13 protein-coding genes are annotated in these 15,339 nt (G+C 42.2%); 8 read left to right on the top strand and 5 right to left on the bottom strand.

Annotated elements, in window-relative coordinates; translation table 11 throughout:
- Window positions 1-323: 323 nt before the first annotated feature.
- On the top strand, window positions 324-1,106 hold the full coding sequence (locus tag HCZ11_RS18625; protein WP_063702994.1) for a YggN family protein: 783 nt from the start codon (window positions 324-326) through the stop codon (window positions 1,104-1,106).
- A gap of 63 nt (window positions 1,107-1,169) precedes the next feature.
- Here HCZ11_RS18625 and HCZ11_RS18630 read toward each other — a convergent pair whose 3' ends face one another.
- Together HCZ11_RS18630 and rsuA are read right to left on the bottom strand one after the other, a co-directional pair.
- The gene (locus tag HCZ11_RS18630) at window positions 1,170-2,744 is read right to left on the bottom strand and encodes a methyl-accepting chemotaxis protein (protein ID WP_167659191.1); all 1,575 of its coding nucleotides are present in this window, start codon (window positions 2,742-2,744) and stop codon (window positions 1,170-1,172) included.
- Between the two features lie 154 nt (window positions 2,745-2,898).
- On the bottom strand, window positions 2,899-3,597 hold the full coding sequence (gene rsuA / locus HCZ11_RS18635; protein ID WP_130050594.1) for a 16S rRNA pseudouridine(516) synthase RsuA: 699 nt from the start codon (window positions 3,595-3,597) through the stop codon (window positions 2,899-2,901).
- Window positions 3,598-3,655: 58 nt separating this feature from the next.
- Between rsuA and zapE the strand changes: the two genes are divergently transcribed.
- Window positions 3,656-4,768, top strand: a complete 1,113-nt coding sequence (zapE, locus tag HCZ11_RS18640; protein ID WP_167659178.1) for a cell division protein ZapE — start codon at window positions 3,656-3,658, stop codon at window positions 4,766-4,768.
- A gap of 60 nt (window positions 4,769-4,828) precedes the next feature.
- Here zapE and HCZ11_RS18645 read toward each other — a convergent pair whose 3' ends face one another.
- Window positions 4,829-7,849, bottom strand: a complete 3,021-nt coding sequence (locus HCZ11_RS18645) for a TonB-dependent receptor (protein ID WP_167659179.1) — start codon at window positions 7,847-7,849, stop codon at window positions 4,829-4,831.
- Between the two features lie 330 nt (window positions 7,850-8,179).
- On the opposite strand from HCZ11_RS18645, the gene HCZ11_RS18650 reads away from it, so the two are divergent.
- Entirely contained in the window at window positions 8,180-10,309 is a 2,130-nt protein-coding gene (locus HCZ11_RS18650; RefSeq protein WP_167659180.1) for a winged helix-turn-helix domain-containing protein, read from the top strand.
- A 1-nt stretch (window position 10,310) separates the two neighbouring features.
- Here HCZ11_RS18650 and HCZ11_RS18655 read toward each other — a convergent pair whose 3' ends face one another.
- Window positions 10,311-10,640, bottom strand: a complete 330-nt coding sequence (locus tag HCZ11_RS18655; RefSeq protein WP_130050598.1) for a 5-carboxymethyl-2-hydroxymuconate Delta-isomerase — start codon at window positions 10,638-10,640, stop codon at window positions 10,311-10,313.
- 10 nt (window positions 10,641-10,650) lie between these two features.
- Complete coding sequence (locus HCZ11_RS18660; protein WP_167659181.1) at window positions 10,651-11,238, bottom strand: hypothetical protein; 588 nt, start codon at window positions 11,236-11,238, stop codon at window positions 10,651-10,653.
- A gap of 103 nt (window positions 11,239-11,341) precedes the next feature.
- Between HCZ11_RS18660 and HCZ11_RS18665 the strand changes: the two genes are divergently transcribed.
- Genes HCZ11_RS18665 through HCZ11_RS18685 form a run of 5 tightly spaced genes read left to right on the top strand, consistent with a single transcriptional unit; the run spans window position 11,342 to window position 15,292 of the window.
- Window positions 11,342-11,812: a CreA family protein gene (locus HCZ11_RS18665; RefSeq protein ID WP_167659182.1), complete on the top strand. Its 471-nt coding sequence runs from the start codon at window positions 11,342-11,344 to the stop codon at window positions 11,810-11,812.
- 3 nt (window positions 11,813-11,815) lie between these two features.
- Entirely contained in the window at window positions 11,816-12,598 is a 783-nt protein-coding gene (locus tag HCZ11_RS18670; RefSeq protein ID WP_167659183.1) for a hypothetical protein, read from the top strand.
- Between the two features lie 6 nt (window positions 12,599-12,604).
- Window positions 12,605-13,225 (top strand): LysE family translocator, encoded by a 621-nt coding sequence (locus HCZ11_RS18675; protein WP_130050602.1) that lies wholly within the window; start codon window positions 12,605-12,607, stop codon window positions 13,223-13,225.
- 7 nt (window positions 13,226-13,232) lie between these two features.
- Window positions 13,233-13,748, top strand: a complete 516-nt coding sequence (locus HCZ11_RS18680; RefSeq protein ID WP_167659184.1) for a gamma-glutamylcyclotransferase family protein — start codon at window positions 13,233-13,235, stop codon at window positions 13,746-13,748.
- Window positions 13,745-15,292 carry a serine hydrolase gene (locus tag HCZ11_RS18685; protein WP_167659185.1) on the top strand — a complete coding sequence of 516 codons (1,548 nt, stop codon included), beginning with the start codon at window positions 13,745-13,747 and terminating at the stop codon, window positions 15,290-15,292. Before HCZ11_RS18680 ends, HCZ11_RS18685 begins: the two co-directional genes overlap by 4 nt.
- Window positions 15,293-15,339 lie beyond the last annotated feature (47 nt).

The raw sequence follows: 15,339 nt of genomic DNA on the forward strand, positions 1-15,339 counted from the left end.
AAATTTGTTCACTCTAGGGGCGATTTAATCGCGGCGCGAGATTTGTAACCTAGTGGGCTAAGTAAAAATCGAGCAACAAAGAGTTAATCGCCCCTAGGAAGAACCCGAAGGGCAGCGCGTGTTTGGCATTGATGCTGCGTTATCACCTATTTATGTGGAACAACCACACTACATAGGTTCTGCCTTGCCTAAATACCAAACACACTGCTGCAAAATTAATCACAAAAGGTCAACACGCCCTAGCATAGCTAGGCGTTTTACTTGCATAAAATTGGATATTTGCTAATCTAGCGGCCTTCCTTTTTTGTCTTTTTGAGGTGTATATGGCGTTCTTTTCTCGCTCGTTGTTAGCAGCGGCCATTACATTCTCTAGCTTTTCCAGCTACGCAACCTTAGAAAAAAAACAATGTGATGTAGAGCTAAGCCATGGCTTAATCATTACCGATGATGTCATTCGTATTGTTGATAAGGGTCAAACTCGCGTGCAAATTAACAACGATAACCAATTGTTTATACGAGGTTATTGGGTTGATTTAAGTCCCGAAGAAAGCAAAGTCGTTGAGCAGTTCAGCCGAGGGATCAGACAAACCGTCCCTGAACTTGTTGACCTGGCAACAGATGGTGTAAACCTTGGCTTAAGTGCCATCGAGCAAGTTGTTGAGGGCATGTCAGACAAAGAGCCTGAAGTGCTAAAAACTCAGCTGCAATATGTTGAACGTGCATTAATGGATAAATTTAAGCGTGGTGATGACTTTTTCTTTATTGCCCCGCAGTCGCTGTCGAAAATCGATGATTTTTTTACCAAAGAAATCAGCCAAAAAATTCACTCTGCAGTTCACGGTTCACTTGGCGCTATTTTAGTCTCGCTAGGGGATGCTTTTAAGTCGCGCGAAGGTAATATCGAAGACCGTATCAATGATATGGGGCAGCGTATGGATATCATCTCAAAAGAAATTGATAAATCACTGCAAAAGAAAGCAGAGCAGTTAGAGATGAAGGCATCTGAGTACTGTGAGTGTTTGAACTCGTTAGATGTCACTGAATCACGCTTACAACAAATGGTGCCTGGTATGGCCGATTTTGATTTGGTGCAAATAAAGTCTTAGTGCAAATTTTATAACGAGAAAGCCCAGCAGTTGCTGGGCTTTCTCGTTTTAAGTTAGCGAAGGTTAGCTGAATTTAGCGGTTTCAGTTTCTAAATCGTTAGTAAGGCCTTTGATCAAATCGGTTGCTGTATGAGCCTGATTAGATACATCAGCCGTTTGTGAAGCCGTGTCTGAGATAGTTACGATGCGTTTGGCTGTGTCTTCACCGGCATCTAGTTGCTCTTTCGCAGCAATAGCTATCTGATGGCTCATTTGTGCTATGGCGCTGAGTGAGCTTGCTACCCGTTTTAGCTCGTCATTCGCTTTTTTCGACTTTTCAACGGTTTGTTCGCTGGTTGTCATACTTAGGGACACTGATGATTTGGCATCTTGGGTTGCTGCTTGCAGTTTGCCAATCATATTACGAATTTCTTCTGTGCTGGTTTGCGTGCGCTGGGCAAGTCCGCGCACTTCATCAGCAACTACAGCAAAGCCTCGCCCTTGCTCACCAGCACGGGCGGCTTCTATCGCAGCATTAAGCGCAAGCAAGTTGGTTTGCTCGGCAATACCTTGAATAACACTGAGTACATTTGCGATGTTATTTACCTCATCATCGAGTACTTGAATATTATTACCAGCGCTGTCAATTTGCTGCTCTAAAAGCGCGATGGTGTCAGCAGCCTCGCTGGTTAAGTGGCTTGCACTTTGACCTTGCTGCTCAGCTTCTTGCACTGAGTAGGCTGCTTGTTCGGCATGTTCAACAACCGTTTGCGCTGAGGCTGTTAACTCGGTAATTGCTGAAGCAACCATTTGAGTTTCTTCATTAAGGCTACGAGTCAGTTTATCGAGTTCAACAGAGCGAGATTCGTTATCAACACTTTGATTCTTTAAGCTATCTGTAACGCCTTTAATGCCGCCAACAACGCCACGTAAACCTTGCTGCATGTAATGCATGGCAGCAATAATGCTCTCTGGAGGAGCATCTTGGCGAATATGTGAGTTTAAGTTGCCGCGAGAGACGTTTTTAACAATACCAATTACTTCATCAATTTCGCCGCCTAAGGCATTAGTCAGCGATGAACCAAAGCGAGCAATAGCAAAAGTCAGCGCAATGGCAATAAGCATGGAAAGGCCCAGCAACCACTTAGCGGTATTCCAATAACGTTCATCAACTTCTTTAGCGCTAATGCCAGTACCAACATACCAGCCAAACAGCGGTGTTTTTTGAACTACAGACGTTAAATCTACCGTTTCACCACCACGCACTGAATCCCAATGATAGGTGATAATTTTATTGGTTGTGTTACCCACTAAATTTTCGACCATACGGCCGATGCTGTTGCCACTGGCGTCTTTAAAATCATTAAAGCTGGTGCCATGCAGCTCAGGGTCGTGTGGGGTAGCGACAAAATTTAAGTTGTTGTCGACGACGTACACGTATTCTGAGTCGTGGTATTTATTTTCGCGCAGCACCTGAATAGCAAGTTTCTTTGCTTGTGCTTCTTTGAGTTGGTTGTTTTTAACCATCAACTCAAATTGCTCAACAATATTGGTAGTGCTTTTCATGAGCTGGTTGATACGCGCGATGTTGTCGCTTTCGCTAGCATGGCGTAAAGACTGTAAGCCAAGTAAAGCTATCGCAGATAACGCAATAAACATAGCGATAGCAAATAAGGTGATTTTTGTTTTTAAAGCTAGTCCTGATAACACAGTCAGCCTCCTTTATTATTTCCCCTGTTAACTTTTACCACGTTTGTCTGGTTTTATTAAGGAAAAATGACAGCGTTATCATGACTTTTGCTCAAGTACCTATTTAGAGCTTGAGTTCGGCTTCTGTAAGAGCACGATATTCACCGCTTGCAAGGCTTTCATCGAGGGTGATATCCGCTATTTTTTCACGATGTAATTCAACAACTTTATTGCCTACAGCGGCAAGCATTCGTTTAACTTGATGGTATTTACCTTCGCAAATTGAAAGGCGTAAACTATAGCTTGCAAGTTTTTCAACAATAGCAGGGCGGGTTAGCTCTTTTTCGTTGTGCAATTGCACCCCTTGCTCTAACGCTGTAATTGCTTCTTCATCAATAGGCTCTTGAGTTTCAACTAAATAAGTTTTGAACTTGTTATGCTTTGGGGCTGTAATTTTGTGTGACCAGTCGCCGTCATTAGTAATGATCACTAAACCTGTAGTATCGATATCTAACCGACCTGCAACATGAAAGTCGCTCATGTTTGGTTCATCAAGTAAATCGAATACAGTCGGGTGAAGGTCATCTTTATTAGCACACACATAGCCCGCTGGCTTATTAAGCATGTAGTAGCGCTTGCCTAAAAAGACCAGCGGCTCGCCTTGCCAGCGAATATCATCATCTTGTGTTACAGACAAATCGAATGAGGTGATCACCTCACCATTAACAGTGGCGTATTTGCGTTTAATACCTGCTCTGGTCTTGCTGCGAGGTAACTCGGCAATATGGCTGATAAATTTATCTAAACGGCATGGAAATTTCATTGGGATCACATTTTTAGTCGGCTACAATGGCGGCGAGTATAGCGGATACTAGTTACCTATGACAGTACAGCAAGGACAAATATTACAGTATTACCAAGCGCAAATAGCCAAAGGTGATTTGCAAGAAGACCGTGCCCAGCGCACAGCGATTAATGCTCTTGATAATCTAGCCACAGAACTGGCTGCGCCAAGACATTGGTGGCAAAGCGCAAAGCCAATAAAAGGGGTCTATTTATATGGCCCAGTAGGACGTGGTAAATCCATGTTGATGGACGTGTTTTTCAAGTTGGTCAATATTGAAGCTAAGCAGCGTTTGCACTTTCATCATTTTATGAAGCAAGTGCATGAGCGCCTAACCCAGCTGCAAGGGCAAAAAAATCCTCTAAAGGTGATTGCTAAAGAGTGGGCAGAGCACATTCGCTTGATTTGTTTCGATGAGTTTTTTGTCTCTGATATTGGTGATGCTATGATCTTGGGTGGTTTATTCAAAGCCCTGTTTGAGCAGCAAGTCGTGTTAGTCGCGACCTCAAACTGTCAACCTGAGCAGTTATATCGCAACGGTTTACAGCGAGCACGATTTTTACCCACTATCGATTTATTAAATGAGCATTGCCATATTTTCAGTGTTGAAGGCGACACAGATCATCGCTTTCGCTTTGGTAAACAAACCGAACATTATTTTATTAATAACAAAGATGCCCTAACAGAGCGCTTTTTAAAACAAGAGCAAGTAATACAAAGGCAATCAATGATAGAGATTTGCCATCGCCATCTTAGCTGTGTAATGCAAGCTCAAGACGCCATTATGTTTGATTTTATGACGCTTTGCTCAGGACCCAGAAGCACGGCGGATTATATTTATTTGGCAGAGCAGTTTCAGCGAGTTTATTTAGTCAATGTGCCAGTAATGGGGCGCGGGGCAACGGGCAAACAAATTGTGCATGGCATTGAAGATAGCTATCAGCGAGAAAAGCAAGACTTACAAGAACACTTCTTAGATGATGAAGCACGGCGCTTTATTGCTTTAGTTGATGAGTTTTATGATCGTAGTCGATTACTGGTGATCTCAGCACAGGCGGGTATTAGCGATTTATATCAAGGGCAAAAACTGGCATTTGAATATGCGCGAACTGAATCTCGATTAGTTGAGATGCAAAGCTGGAAAAGATAAAAGGCGCAATAAAAATGCGCCTTTGATTTCAGCCTAGCTGGGGATCTTCATATGAAACGGTTAAAAGCTATATTGAGCACCCACATACACGTAGCGACCTGCACCACCGCCGTATGCGCTATAGTAGTTACCACGGCCATATGGATAAAAATCACCTTTATTATCGAACACGTTATTCACACCACCGAATACGCGCAGTTGGCTCTGTTTACCAAGTGATAGAGTGTAAGACGCTGAAAGGCTGTGTTTTAAGAATGAACCATAATCTTGGTAGGCAAGTTTTTCTGGGTTACTGATACAGGTATCTTCACCAGCCTCACAGCGGGCATCGTTTTCAGTAAGATACTCATTGTAATCTTCTTCAAGACTCTGGCTTGCTTTAAACGAGCCTAGGTAATTTGTACGCCAACGAATACGCAAGTTATCGTTACGCCATGTAAGTGACATTGATGCTTTATCTTTGCTGCTGCCGTAACCTGCGTAATGGCTAGTCACTAAGCTGCCATCAAGGCCTTGATAAGTTTGCGAGTTTTCAATTACATGGTTGTAATCTAGTTTAAACGACAACTGACCTAGGTTATCTAAGTCTAGTTTGTACTGTGCAACCACATCGTAACCACGTGCAGTTAGCTCATCGAGGTTATATTGACGCTGTAGAATTTTGATAATGTTACCTTCGCTATTACGGGTAATGTCATTACAAAATACGTTGTCTTCACCCCATGCAGCTTCTGAGTTGTAGCACTCACGCATGATGTTTTCATTACTGATCTGCGAAATCGCATCAACAATGGCAATATCGTAGTAATCAACGGCAAGATTAAAGTTTTCTATAAAGGCAGGAGCCACTGTCACACCAAATGTATAAGTATCAGCGGTTTCTTCTTTTAGATTTTCGTTACCAGCCCCTGGAGAATAGCTGTTGTTCTCATCGCTGAATTCAAAGTTTGGATCAGCAGCAAGTTGTGTTGCTAAAGTTGGCTCTTTACGGCAGTTATCGTGACCTGGTTTAGTTGATGTTGCTGTTAAACCGTCACAAATATCATCATAGCTGTCGTAATCGCCACGTGCTGGTGACATAAGTTCAGTGATCGTTGGTGCACGTTGAGCGCGAGCGTAGTTTGCTCTAAATGCATAGCCTTCGATTGGTTCCCAAAATACACCTAGCTTGTAGCTGGCAACGGTGTTGACGTTTTCAATGCTATAGTTAGCTAAACGTAATGAAGTTTCTGCACTTAAATTTTTTGCTAAAGGAGCATCTTTTAACAGCGGGATCGCAAGTTCTGCAAAAGCTTCATAGACTTCAACTTCGCCATAAAAATTTGGTACATAGTTGAAGGTAATACCACCAGCTTTCATGTCGTCGCTGGTTGATAGGTCTTGGCTATCTTTACGATATTCGCCACCAAATACAGCGGATACAGAGCCTGCTGGTAATTCAAATAAATCACCCGCTACGTAGCCGACCACGCCATATTGTTTTATTTCGGTATCAATAATAGGGTTGGTGCGGATCCAAGCGGCCATCTCTTCGGTGATAGAGCCTTCACCAAATAAGTTAATTGGCACACAGCCTTCAGCGCGAGCTGCTTCATCAATACATTGAATGGTGCCATCTGCTAACTGTTCAGCTTGCAAGGCTTGATTAAGTTTTACGGTATTTAATTCATTGCTGCGGATTTGGTGCTGGGTAAAATGACCATAACTTGCTGATAGATCCCAGTCCCACTCGTCGTTAAATAACGTGCCTTGAAGACCTGCCCAACTACGAATAGTTTTACGGGTATTATCTGTGCTGATATTACCGACTTCGCTAAAGCGGCGATCCCAATAAATGCGATCTTTATATGGGTTGGCATCGAGAATTTCTTGCGGCACATATGGGTTGTCGATTGGAATATAACCCGGTGCCACATCTGCAAGTGGCTCGCCCGTGGTAGGGTCGTAACGCGGTACATAGGCACCTTCGTATTCATCTTCAGGCGACTTATTGTTAAATGAGCCACTTTCACTGTATTGAACTTGCGCGTAGAACATCACATCGTCAGTTAAGTCATAATCAATTTTAACTGCAGCAGATACGTTATCGCTCGGAACATCAAGCATCACGTATTGATTTGAGTTAATACCATAAATTTCTTCATTGCCTTTCCAATCATCACGTAAGGTTTGACCGTCATACCAAAACTGTGTGTCGTTGCGGCTGTGTTCTAAGAACACACCGCCCGGAATGCCGTCGCTCTTGCTTACCCAGTCAGCTTGCGTGATGTCGCGCATACATTGATCGCCATCTGCTGTTTGCATTACATTACACATGCGATCTGGATCGTAATCGTAACTATCTTCAATTTGTGCGCGTTTACGATCGTAAAAAGTCATACCGAAATCACGGTCCCAGTTGGCACTAAAATAGGCGTAACCGCGATCTTCAGCAAATGAGGTGCCGTAGTTTAAATCAAGGGTAAATTCTTTACCGCCGCCATCGGTGGTTTCACCTGTATTCGCTTTAAAGTCAAAGCCTTCTTTTTTTGATTGGGTGATAATATTTACCACACCCGCTACAGCATCGGCACCATAGGTTGCAGATGCACCGCCACTGATTATTTCAACACGCTCAACCATGCCGCTCGGAATGGTATTTAAGCTTACATAGTTGCCGCTGTAGCTGTTTGAAACAACACGACGACCATCAATCAATGTAAGAGTACGGTTAGCGCCTAAATCTCGAAGTTGCACTGTCGATAAACCGGTTGCTGATACACTTGATTGGCTGGTGGTGTTACCTATGCTCTCACTAAGAGCAGGCATATTATCAACAAGAATATCTGATAAGTTGGTTAAACCTGTATCGGCAATAGCTTCACGATCCATTGTGACCAGTGGTGTTGGAATTGAAAAACTATCGCGTTTAATACGTGAACCTGTTACAACAATTTTTTCAGGTTCTTCAGTTTGTTCATTAGCTGCTGGAGTGGTGTTGGCAGGGCGGGCAATTTCAGCCTCATTGGCAAATGCATGCTGGCTAAAACCACTGGCAACAGCAAGTGCAATAGCACAAGGTTTGGTTAGTAGATTTCTCACAGGCGTTCCTAGTTGTTTTATTTTTAGTTTTTAGAACCAGAGTGATGCTCTTTTTAAGGGCAGTTAAAATTTACAGTGAGCAACACTCTGGTTGGTCGGTATTGACGTAAAAATTTTTATAGGAATGTGAACTTAACTACAATCTTAGATGGCTCGTTTATGTCTCTATTTTACATCTATTGAATATCTATTTATTTAAAATCAGTGGCTTAAGAAGTGGTCATTGTTAACTGTTTTGCAACGTTAAAGCTGGTGAAAGAACCACTTTTACGATAAATTGATAGGGCTTTATACTGCTGTACTTCTAAAATGGGGTTTTATTTAGAGTAAATGGAAACATCTAATCGCGTTTATCAGCTGGGCTCATGTATTGTTAACCCACTCGAAAATAAACTGATCTGCAATGGTAGTGAACAACTTTTGCAGCCTAAGTTTATTGAGTTGTTAGCCTGCTTAGTGGCGCGTTACCCCGAACCAATCACGCGTGAAGAGCTCATCAATCATGTATGGGAAGGCAATTTTTATGTCGGTGAAAAAGCCTTAACGAATGCTATTTGGCATTTACGAAAAGCATTTAAAGAGCTCGACCCAGAACAAACTTACATAGAGACATTACGAAAAACTGGCTATCGCGTTTTGTTAAAGCCTCAGCCAATAGATACAGCTGATAAAGATAAACCTGGTCCCTTAAGTATCACTGCTGCGCAGATTCGCCAGCTGTTCGTAGCTTTATGTGTAATTAGCCTAGCAGTGATGTATTGGCTGTTTTCTTCGCCTTCAGAACAAACAAATTCAAGCTTTGTGCTACCGCTCAATAGCATCGAAAGTGTTACGGCAAGCCCTGGTCGTGAGATTTACCCTTCAATTTCAGATGATCAGCATTATTTAGTGTATTCGTGGCGTCAGCTTGGTAAACCAAATAACCTATATTTACGCGATTTACATTTTCCTGAGCATCCTGCTAAGCAATTAACAGACTCACCCTATACTGAAGGCCGCTCTGTGTTTAGCCCAGATGCAAACACGTTGTACTATTACCGAATGGCGTCAGATGTCTGTGAAATTGTAAAGCTGTCTTTGGTTAATGCTACCAGTGTTGTATTAGGGGAGTGCAGTAATAAATATGCCCCAGATCTTGATATCAGTAGTGATGGTAAAACCTTGGCTTACATTGCTGATCACACCAGTAAGTCAGGTGATTATGTAACTCGTATTAAGCTGCTCGATTTACAGGCAAAACAAACAAGTGAAACGGTTATTCCTTGCAATAATGACTGCGAAACTGTGTATGAGTCGGTATCGTTTTCGCCAAGTGCTCAGCGAGTTGTGGTTACTCGTACTGTTAAAAACAACCAAAAAGCGCTGTTTTTAATTGATGTAAAGACAGGGCAAAGCCAACGCTTAACTCATGACTTTGTTGATATTCATGGTGTGGATTGGCATCCATCTAAAGAGCAATTGGCGTTTAGCGCAGTTGAAGGCGGCAAACGTTATGGCTATTTTTACGATATTAATGATCAAACCCTAATTAACACGCAAATCGCTGGTATGAGCTCGCCTAATTACAGTAGCGATGGCAGTGTTTATTATCATCAATGGGATTTAGATAAAGTGATCACGCGTTTGAAAATAGACGAGCAAGTAGCCAGCTCACCGTTTTCTATGCTGTCGACCAATTTTAGTTCGCTATTTCCTGAATATAATCAGCAGCAAGATAAACTGCTGTATGTGTCGAATGAATCGGGCAGTTCGCAGCTTTGGATTGTAAACCCCGATAGCAGCTCGCGAAAGCAACTTACCCATTTTGCACATAACACGGGGGAAATTCGTGATCCAACTTGGTCAGCCGATGGACGCTATATTTTGTTTTCATTGTACGATAATGGCAGCACCCGCTTGTATTTTTATGATTTCAAAGTAGAGCAAAGCCAACAAATCAAGCTGCCATTTAGTCATGCTGTTAAACCTAAGTTTAGTGCTGACAGTCAGGGGATTTTGGTGTCTGATGGCGACTACCTATACCGTTATGACTTAACAGGAAGAAGCCTAGGTAAAGCCGTTGATGTACCAGCGCAGTTCGGCGTTGAAACACAAGCGGGTGATATTTTATTTACTAATTCACGCCATGCTATTTGGATTAAACACCATAAGACGGGTGTTGAAGAAATGCTTGTGAATGATATTAAATTGGCGCGCAATTATGCATGGTTGCTGGTGGCAAAAAACGCTTACCATGATGGGCGTATTTATTATTATAAAGAGCGCTTAGGTGATTACCGCATAAGCTACTATGACTTAGCGAGTAAGCAGCACCATGATTTAATTGCTTTACCTGAGCGAGCTTATAGCCGCTCATCGGGTCTGACCTACATACCCAATGAGCGTTGGTTGGTTTACACCGCATACCTATCGCCAGAGACAGAAATCAAGCGCTTACCTGCAGCCTATTTACCTAAGTGAGTTAACACTTACGATAGATATCAGCATCCATATCGTAAATATTAACGCTTAAACTATACGAGCGGCGGCAGTATGTTTTTAAGCAACTTAGCAATTGCTCACTGAGCATTTGCTTTTGCTCTATGGTTCTGCCTGCCATGATTGATGCGCCGATGTGAATAAAGCCATCTTTGCCTTCACCTAATTCGTAATGCTGATAAGCAATTGCACGAGTCTTTATGGTCGAAAGCTCAAATAAGCCAGAGTCAAAAACGGCTTGGTGAACTTTTTCAACTAACACTTGTGGCAGAATTGGCAAGTCTTCTGAGTGTTCTATAACAATGTGCGGCATAGGGTTTTCCTTAAAAGCGGTAACTAAAACCGATGTTTGTCTGAAATTGGTTTAACACATCACCATCAAAGTGCCATAGACATTGATTGTCTTCTGATGTTGGCAATGTGCACGATACATTGCTTGCATTATTTACAATAGTTGCCAGCCAGCGAGTTTCAACATAAACCCGAGCTTGTTCAGTAAATAAATAATCAGCGCCAGCATAAAGGCCCGAGGTAAAAAATGTATCAGAATCGGCAAAGTCAGTGCTGACGTAGTTTGCGCCAATTTGGGCGCCAACAAAACCAACCACACGGTCAGCCAATGGCACTTCTACGGCACTTTGAAATAGCAGATATTGCATCTCGACTTGCTTGTTGGTTTGGTCTTTCATATCAAGTTCGGTTGCTGAATAAAAGAACCCGTAACGAGCATTATCAATGGTTCTATCAAGACTGACAGTAAAATGGCTGTCATCCTCAAGCTCAATTTTAAGGTTTTCTTCGGTTTGCACCGAGTTAGTAAAGTTTTTGCCAAAACCAGCGCTAATAGAGTAGCCAGCATGAGCTGTACTACTTAAGAACATGAAACACAGTAAACCAAACGATTTTTTCATTGTTTAGATGCTCGTTGTTGAAGATATTTTGAGATAGTATTGAAACATAGCAAGCAAATCGTTGTAAACGGACAACTATCGCTTTTTAATAAGGAACACTAGGATGAAGTTACTAAAATTAGCTGCTTTGACTGCGCCACTAGTTTTGTTGAGCGGTTGCTCGGATGATGCTGCTTCGGTAAGTTTAGGGTTATTCACTACCAAAGATATTAAAGTGGTATCACAACAAGATCCGCTGATCAGCGGTGTTACTTGCCACATTAGTCATATTGAAGCGAATCTTGATTTTGCTGATCCTTCAGATATGTCTATTGCCTGTCGTCAAACAGGGCCGATTACGGCTGAACAATTAAAGCAAATTGACCGCAGTAAATCGGGTGAAGTGGTATTTAAGTCATCGAAAAGTATTTTGTTTAAATCGTTAAAAGTGCGTCGAATTTATGATGCACCTACACGCACTCTTTTGTATTTGTCTTATTCAACCAAAGAGTCAAGTGGCAGCCATCATCACGCTTTATCTACCGTGCCCCTTTACAATACGGATGCATGGCAATGGGCACAAACACAAGAGTAATTTATGTTAGCGTTATTTAAATCAGCCCCGTTAATTGATGAGCAAGAGCAGCAATGGTTAATTGATACCTTTTTATGGGCTGTTGAGCATTTTGATAGTGATTATTTTTTAAAGCATACCCAAGTTATTTTACCCAACGGACAATTTTTTCCAGATAGGGTGTCGAGCGTCAGTGAAATGGCTGAAAAGGTATTTAGTCGAGTTGTTGATTATGCGGGTATGCAGGCGTGGCCAATTAACTTAGTTGCGCCATCAGGGCTGACTCCACAGGTGTTTCCGCACTTTGAATTCCAAGACAATTTACGCGGTAGCGAGGCAAGTTTAATCGTACCGGCAAATCACCCGGTGAATATCTCGTTTAACCCAAACCAAATAAATCAACCACAAGATTTAGTCGCAAGTTTTGCAGGAACCTTAGCTACTATTTTGATTCACCATGTGGGTGTATTACCTCCTGGCGGTAAAGAGTACTTACCACAAGCAAGTGATGCGTTAGCATGCTATTTAGGTTTTGGGGTAATGATGAGCAATACGGTATATCAATTTAAAGGTGGCTGTGGCTGCGGTTATAACCCCTATGCCAATCGCCAAGCGGCGCTGACTGAACCTCAGACCCTGTTTATGCATGCGCTGGTTACGCACTTTAAAGGGGACAGTCAGTCGAAAAAGTTTTTAAAGCCCCATTTACGCAGCCAATATAAAAAAGCGCAAAAGCAAATTAATGCTTTGATTAGTAATAGTGCAAATCCTTTGCTGTTGGCTCTAGATGAACAAGCCGTAGGATAATTTTTCGTGCAGTATTTAGATGAGTTTTTATTGATTGCTATTGCTCATTTTTTTGCAGTGGCAAGTCCAGGCCCTGACTTTGCGATCGTACTAAAACAAAGTATTCAACAAGGTCGTAAAAATGCGCTCTGGACAAGTGCCGGTGTGGGTGCGGCTATTCTGTTACATATTGCTTATTGTGTATTAGGTGTGGCGTTAATATTATCGCAGTCACCAAGCTTATTTATGGCTTTAAAATACGTTGCGGGGGCCTATCTGGCTTACTTAGGTGTACAAGCCTTACGCAGTGCAAAACCCAACGATAGTAAGCAGCAAACTCTTGCACCTGCTGAGCCTGAATCTGTGTATAAAGCATTTCGACGCGGCTTTTTTACTAATGCCCTTAATCCCAAAGCAACGCTGTTTTTTATGTCGCTGTTTACTCTTGTGATTAGTCCTGAAACACCCGTTTTAGTGCAAGCTGGATATGGTGTATATATGGCAATGGCAACTTGGTTGTGGTTTTCATTTTTATCATTGGTGTTATCAAAAACATCGGTGAGAGCATTTTTCTTAAAAAGCGGATATTGGTTTGATAGAGGCATTGGGGTGATCTTAATTGCCTTAGCTATTCGCGTTGTTGTGTGAGGTGAGTATGGCGCTGTATAACTTTTCATTTGGTTCAAATATGTCATCGAGTCGATTGCTGGCAAGGCTACCTGGAGCAAAACGGGTGGGCACAGCCATTTTAAAGGGTTATGAGCTGACTTTTGATATGGTGAGTACCGATGGTTCTGCAAAATGCAGCGTGCGTAAAACAGCGCAAGCAGATACCTTGGTATATGGCGTTGTTTATCAGCTTAACGAAGCGGAAAAGTCGATTCTTGATGATATCGAAGGGCCACGTTATGACTGTGTAGATATCACCGTTGAGCTAATTGATGGCGAGCAACTCGCTGCGCATTGTTATATTGCTAACACCCTTGATGAGTCTTTACTTCCATTCGACTGGTATCTTCAGCATGTTCATCGCGGAGCGCTTGAAGCAGGTGTACCAAATCATTACAGTGAAGCAATACTCGCAAGACAAAGTTGCGATGATCCAGATAAAACCCGAGCAGCGAAAGAGTTCGCTATTCACAACAATAAAAATCACCAAGGGATATTATGAAACTCCGTAAATTAGCCGTTGCAGCGGCATTGTTATCAAGCTGTTCGTTTTACAGCTATGCTGATATTGATACTAAGAAAATCGAAAAAGTGATCGAAACGTCGATGGCACGTTTTGATGTACCGGGTATGGCTGTGGCGATTGTTGAAAATGATAAAGTCGTGTTAGCAAAAGGTTTTGGTGTATCTCACCTTGATACCGGTAAAAAAGTAAATAAAGACACATTATTCGGTATTGCCTCAAACACCAAAGCATTTACCGCAGCAGCGTTAGCTAAATTGATTGATGAAGGCAAGCTAAGCTGGGATGACAAAGTCATTGATCATCTACCTGAGTTTCGCTTGTATGACCCTTATGTTACGCGTGAAATGACCATTCGCGATTTATTAAGCCACCGTAGCGGTTTGGGTTTAGGGCAAGGTGATTTAATGATTTGGCCAGATACCGACAAATCGATTGATGAGATCATCGCAGGCCTAAAATATTTGAAACCGGCAAGTAGTTTTCGCAGTAAATACGCGTATAACAACCTAATGTTTGTGACAGCAGGTGAGGTGGTTGCGCGTGTCTCTGGCATGAGCTGGAATGATTATATTGAGAAAAATATTCTTGAGCCTCTCGATATGAAAAACTCGCGAGCTGGTTTTTCACGTATCCCTAGCAGTAATAAAAACTGGGCTACGGGTCATATCCCAATGGATGGGCAACTACATCCATTTTTTGTTAACTACCTTGAAGACTTCCGTGGTGCAGGTGCGATTGCATCAAGCGTGAGTGATATGAGCCAATGGCTACGCACGCAGCTTGCACATGGCAAAATGCCAAATGGCGATCAGTTATTCACTGAAAAGCAGCAGCAACAAATGTGGCATCCACATATTACGTCAATGGCCTCAAAAAGAGCTTATGAAGCTTACCATCAGCAATTTAGAGGCTATGGTTTAGGCTGGAGTATTGAAGACTTCCATGGCATTAAAAAGTTAGGCCATGGTGGTGGTATCTTAGGTATGGTGTCTCAAGTGACATTATTACCAGAGAAAAACCTCGGTATTGTGATTCTTAGTAACCAGCAAGCATTTAGTGCGTTATCTGCAGTAACTTATGAAGTGTTAGAAGATGCATTAGATCTTGAAGATAAAGACTGGGTTGAAGATCTTGCGAAAAAGCATTTTGAAGGTAAAAAAGAAGCTTACGCAAATGCAAAACCAGAAACACCGGCCGATTATCAACCGAAACTACCAAACATCAACTACACAGGTACACTGCATGATAACTGGTATGGTGATGTGGTCATCGAAGAGTTAAATGGTCAGCTACGTATTGATTTTACTCATACAAAGCGTTTAAAAGGTCAACTAGAGCATTACACTGGCAATACCTTTATTGTTAAGTGGGATGAAAAGTTACTTGAAGCGGATGCTTACATAGAGTTTCAAATGAGCCCAGAAAACCGAGTAAGTGGTGCGAAAATGCGCGCTGTATCAACGGCGGTCACTGACTTTAGTTTTGACTTTAGAAATTTAGATTTACGCGCTAAAAAGTAAACCAAAGTCGCAAAGCCACCATTCGGTGGCTTTGTTATACTGGGGGA

It is taken from the genome of Pseudoalteromonas sp. HF66, assembly GCF_011806445.1.
Lineage (GTDB): Bacteria > Pseudomonadota > Gammaproteobacteria > Enterobacterales > Alteromonadaceae > Pseudoalteromonas > Pseudoalteromonas apostichopi.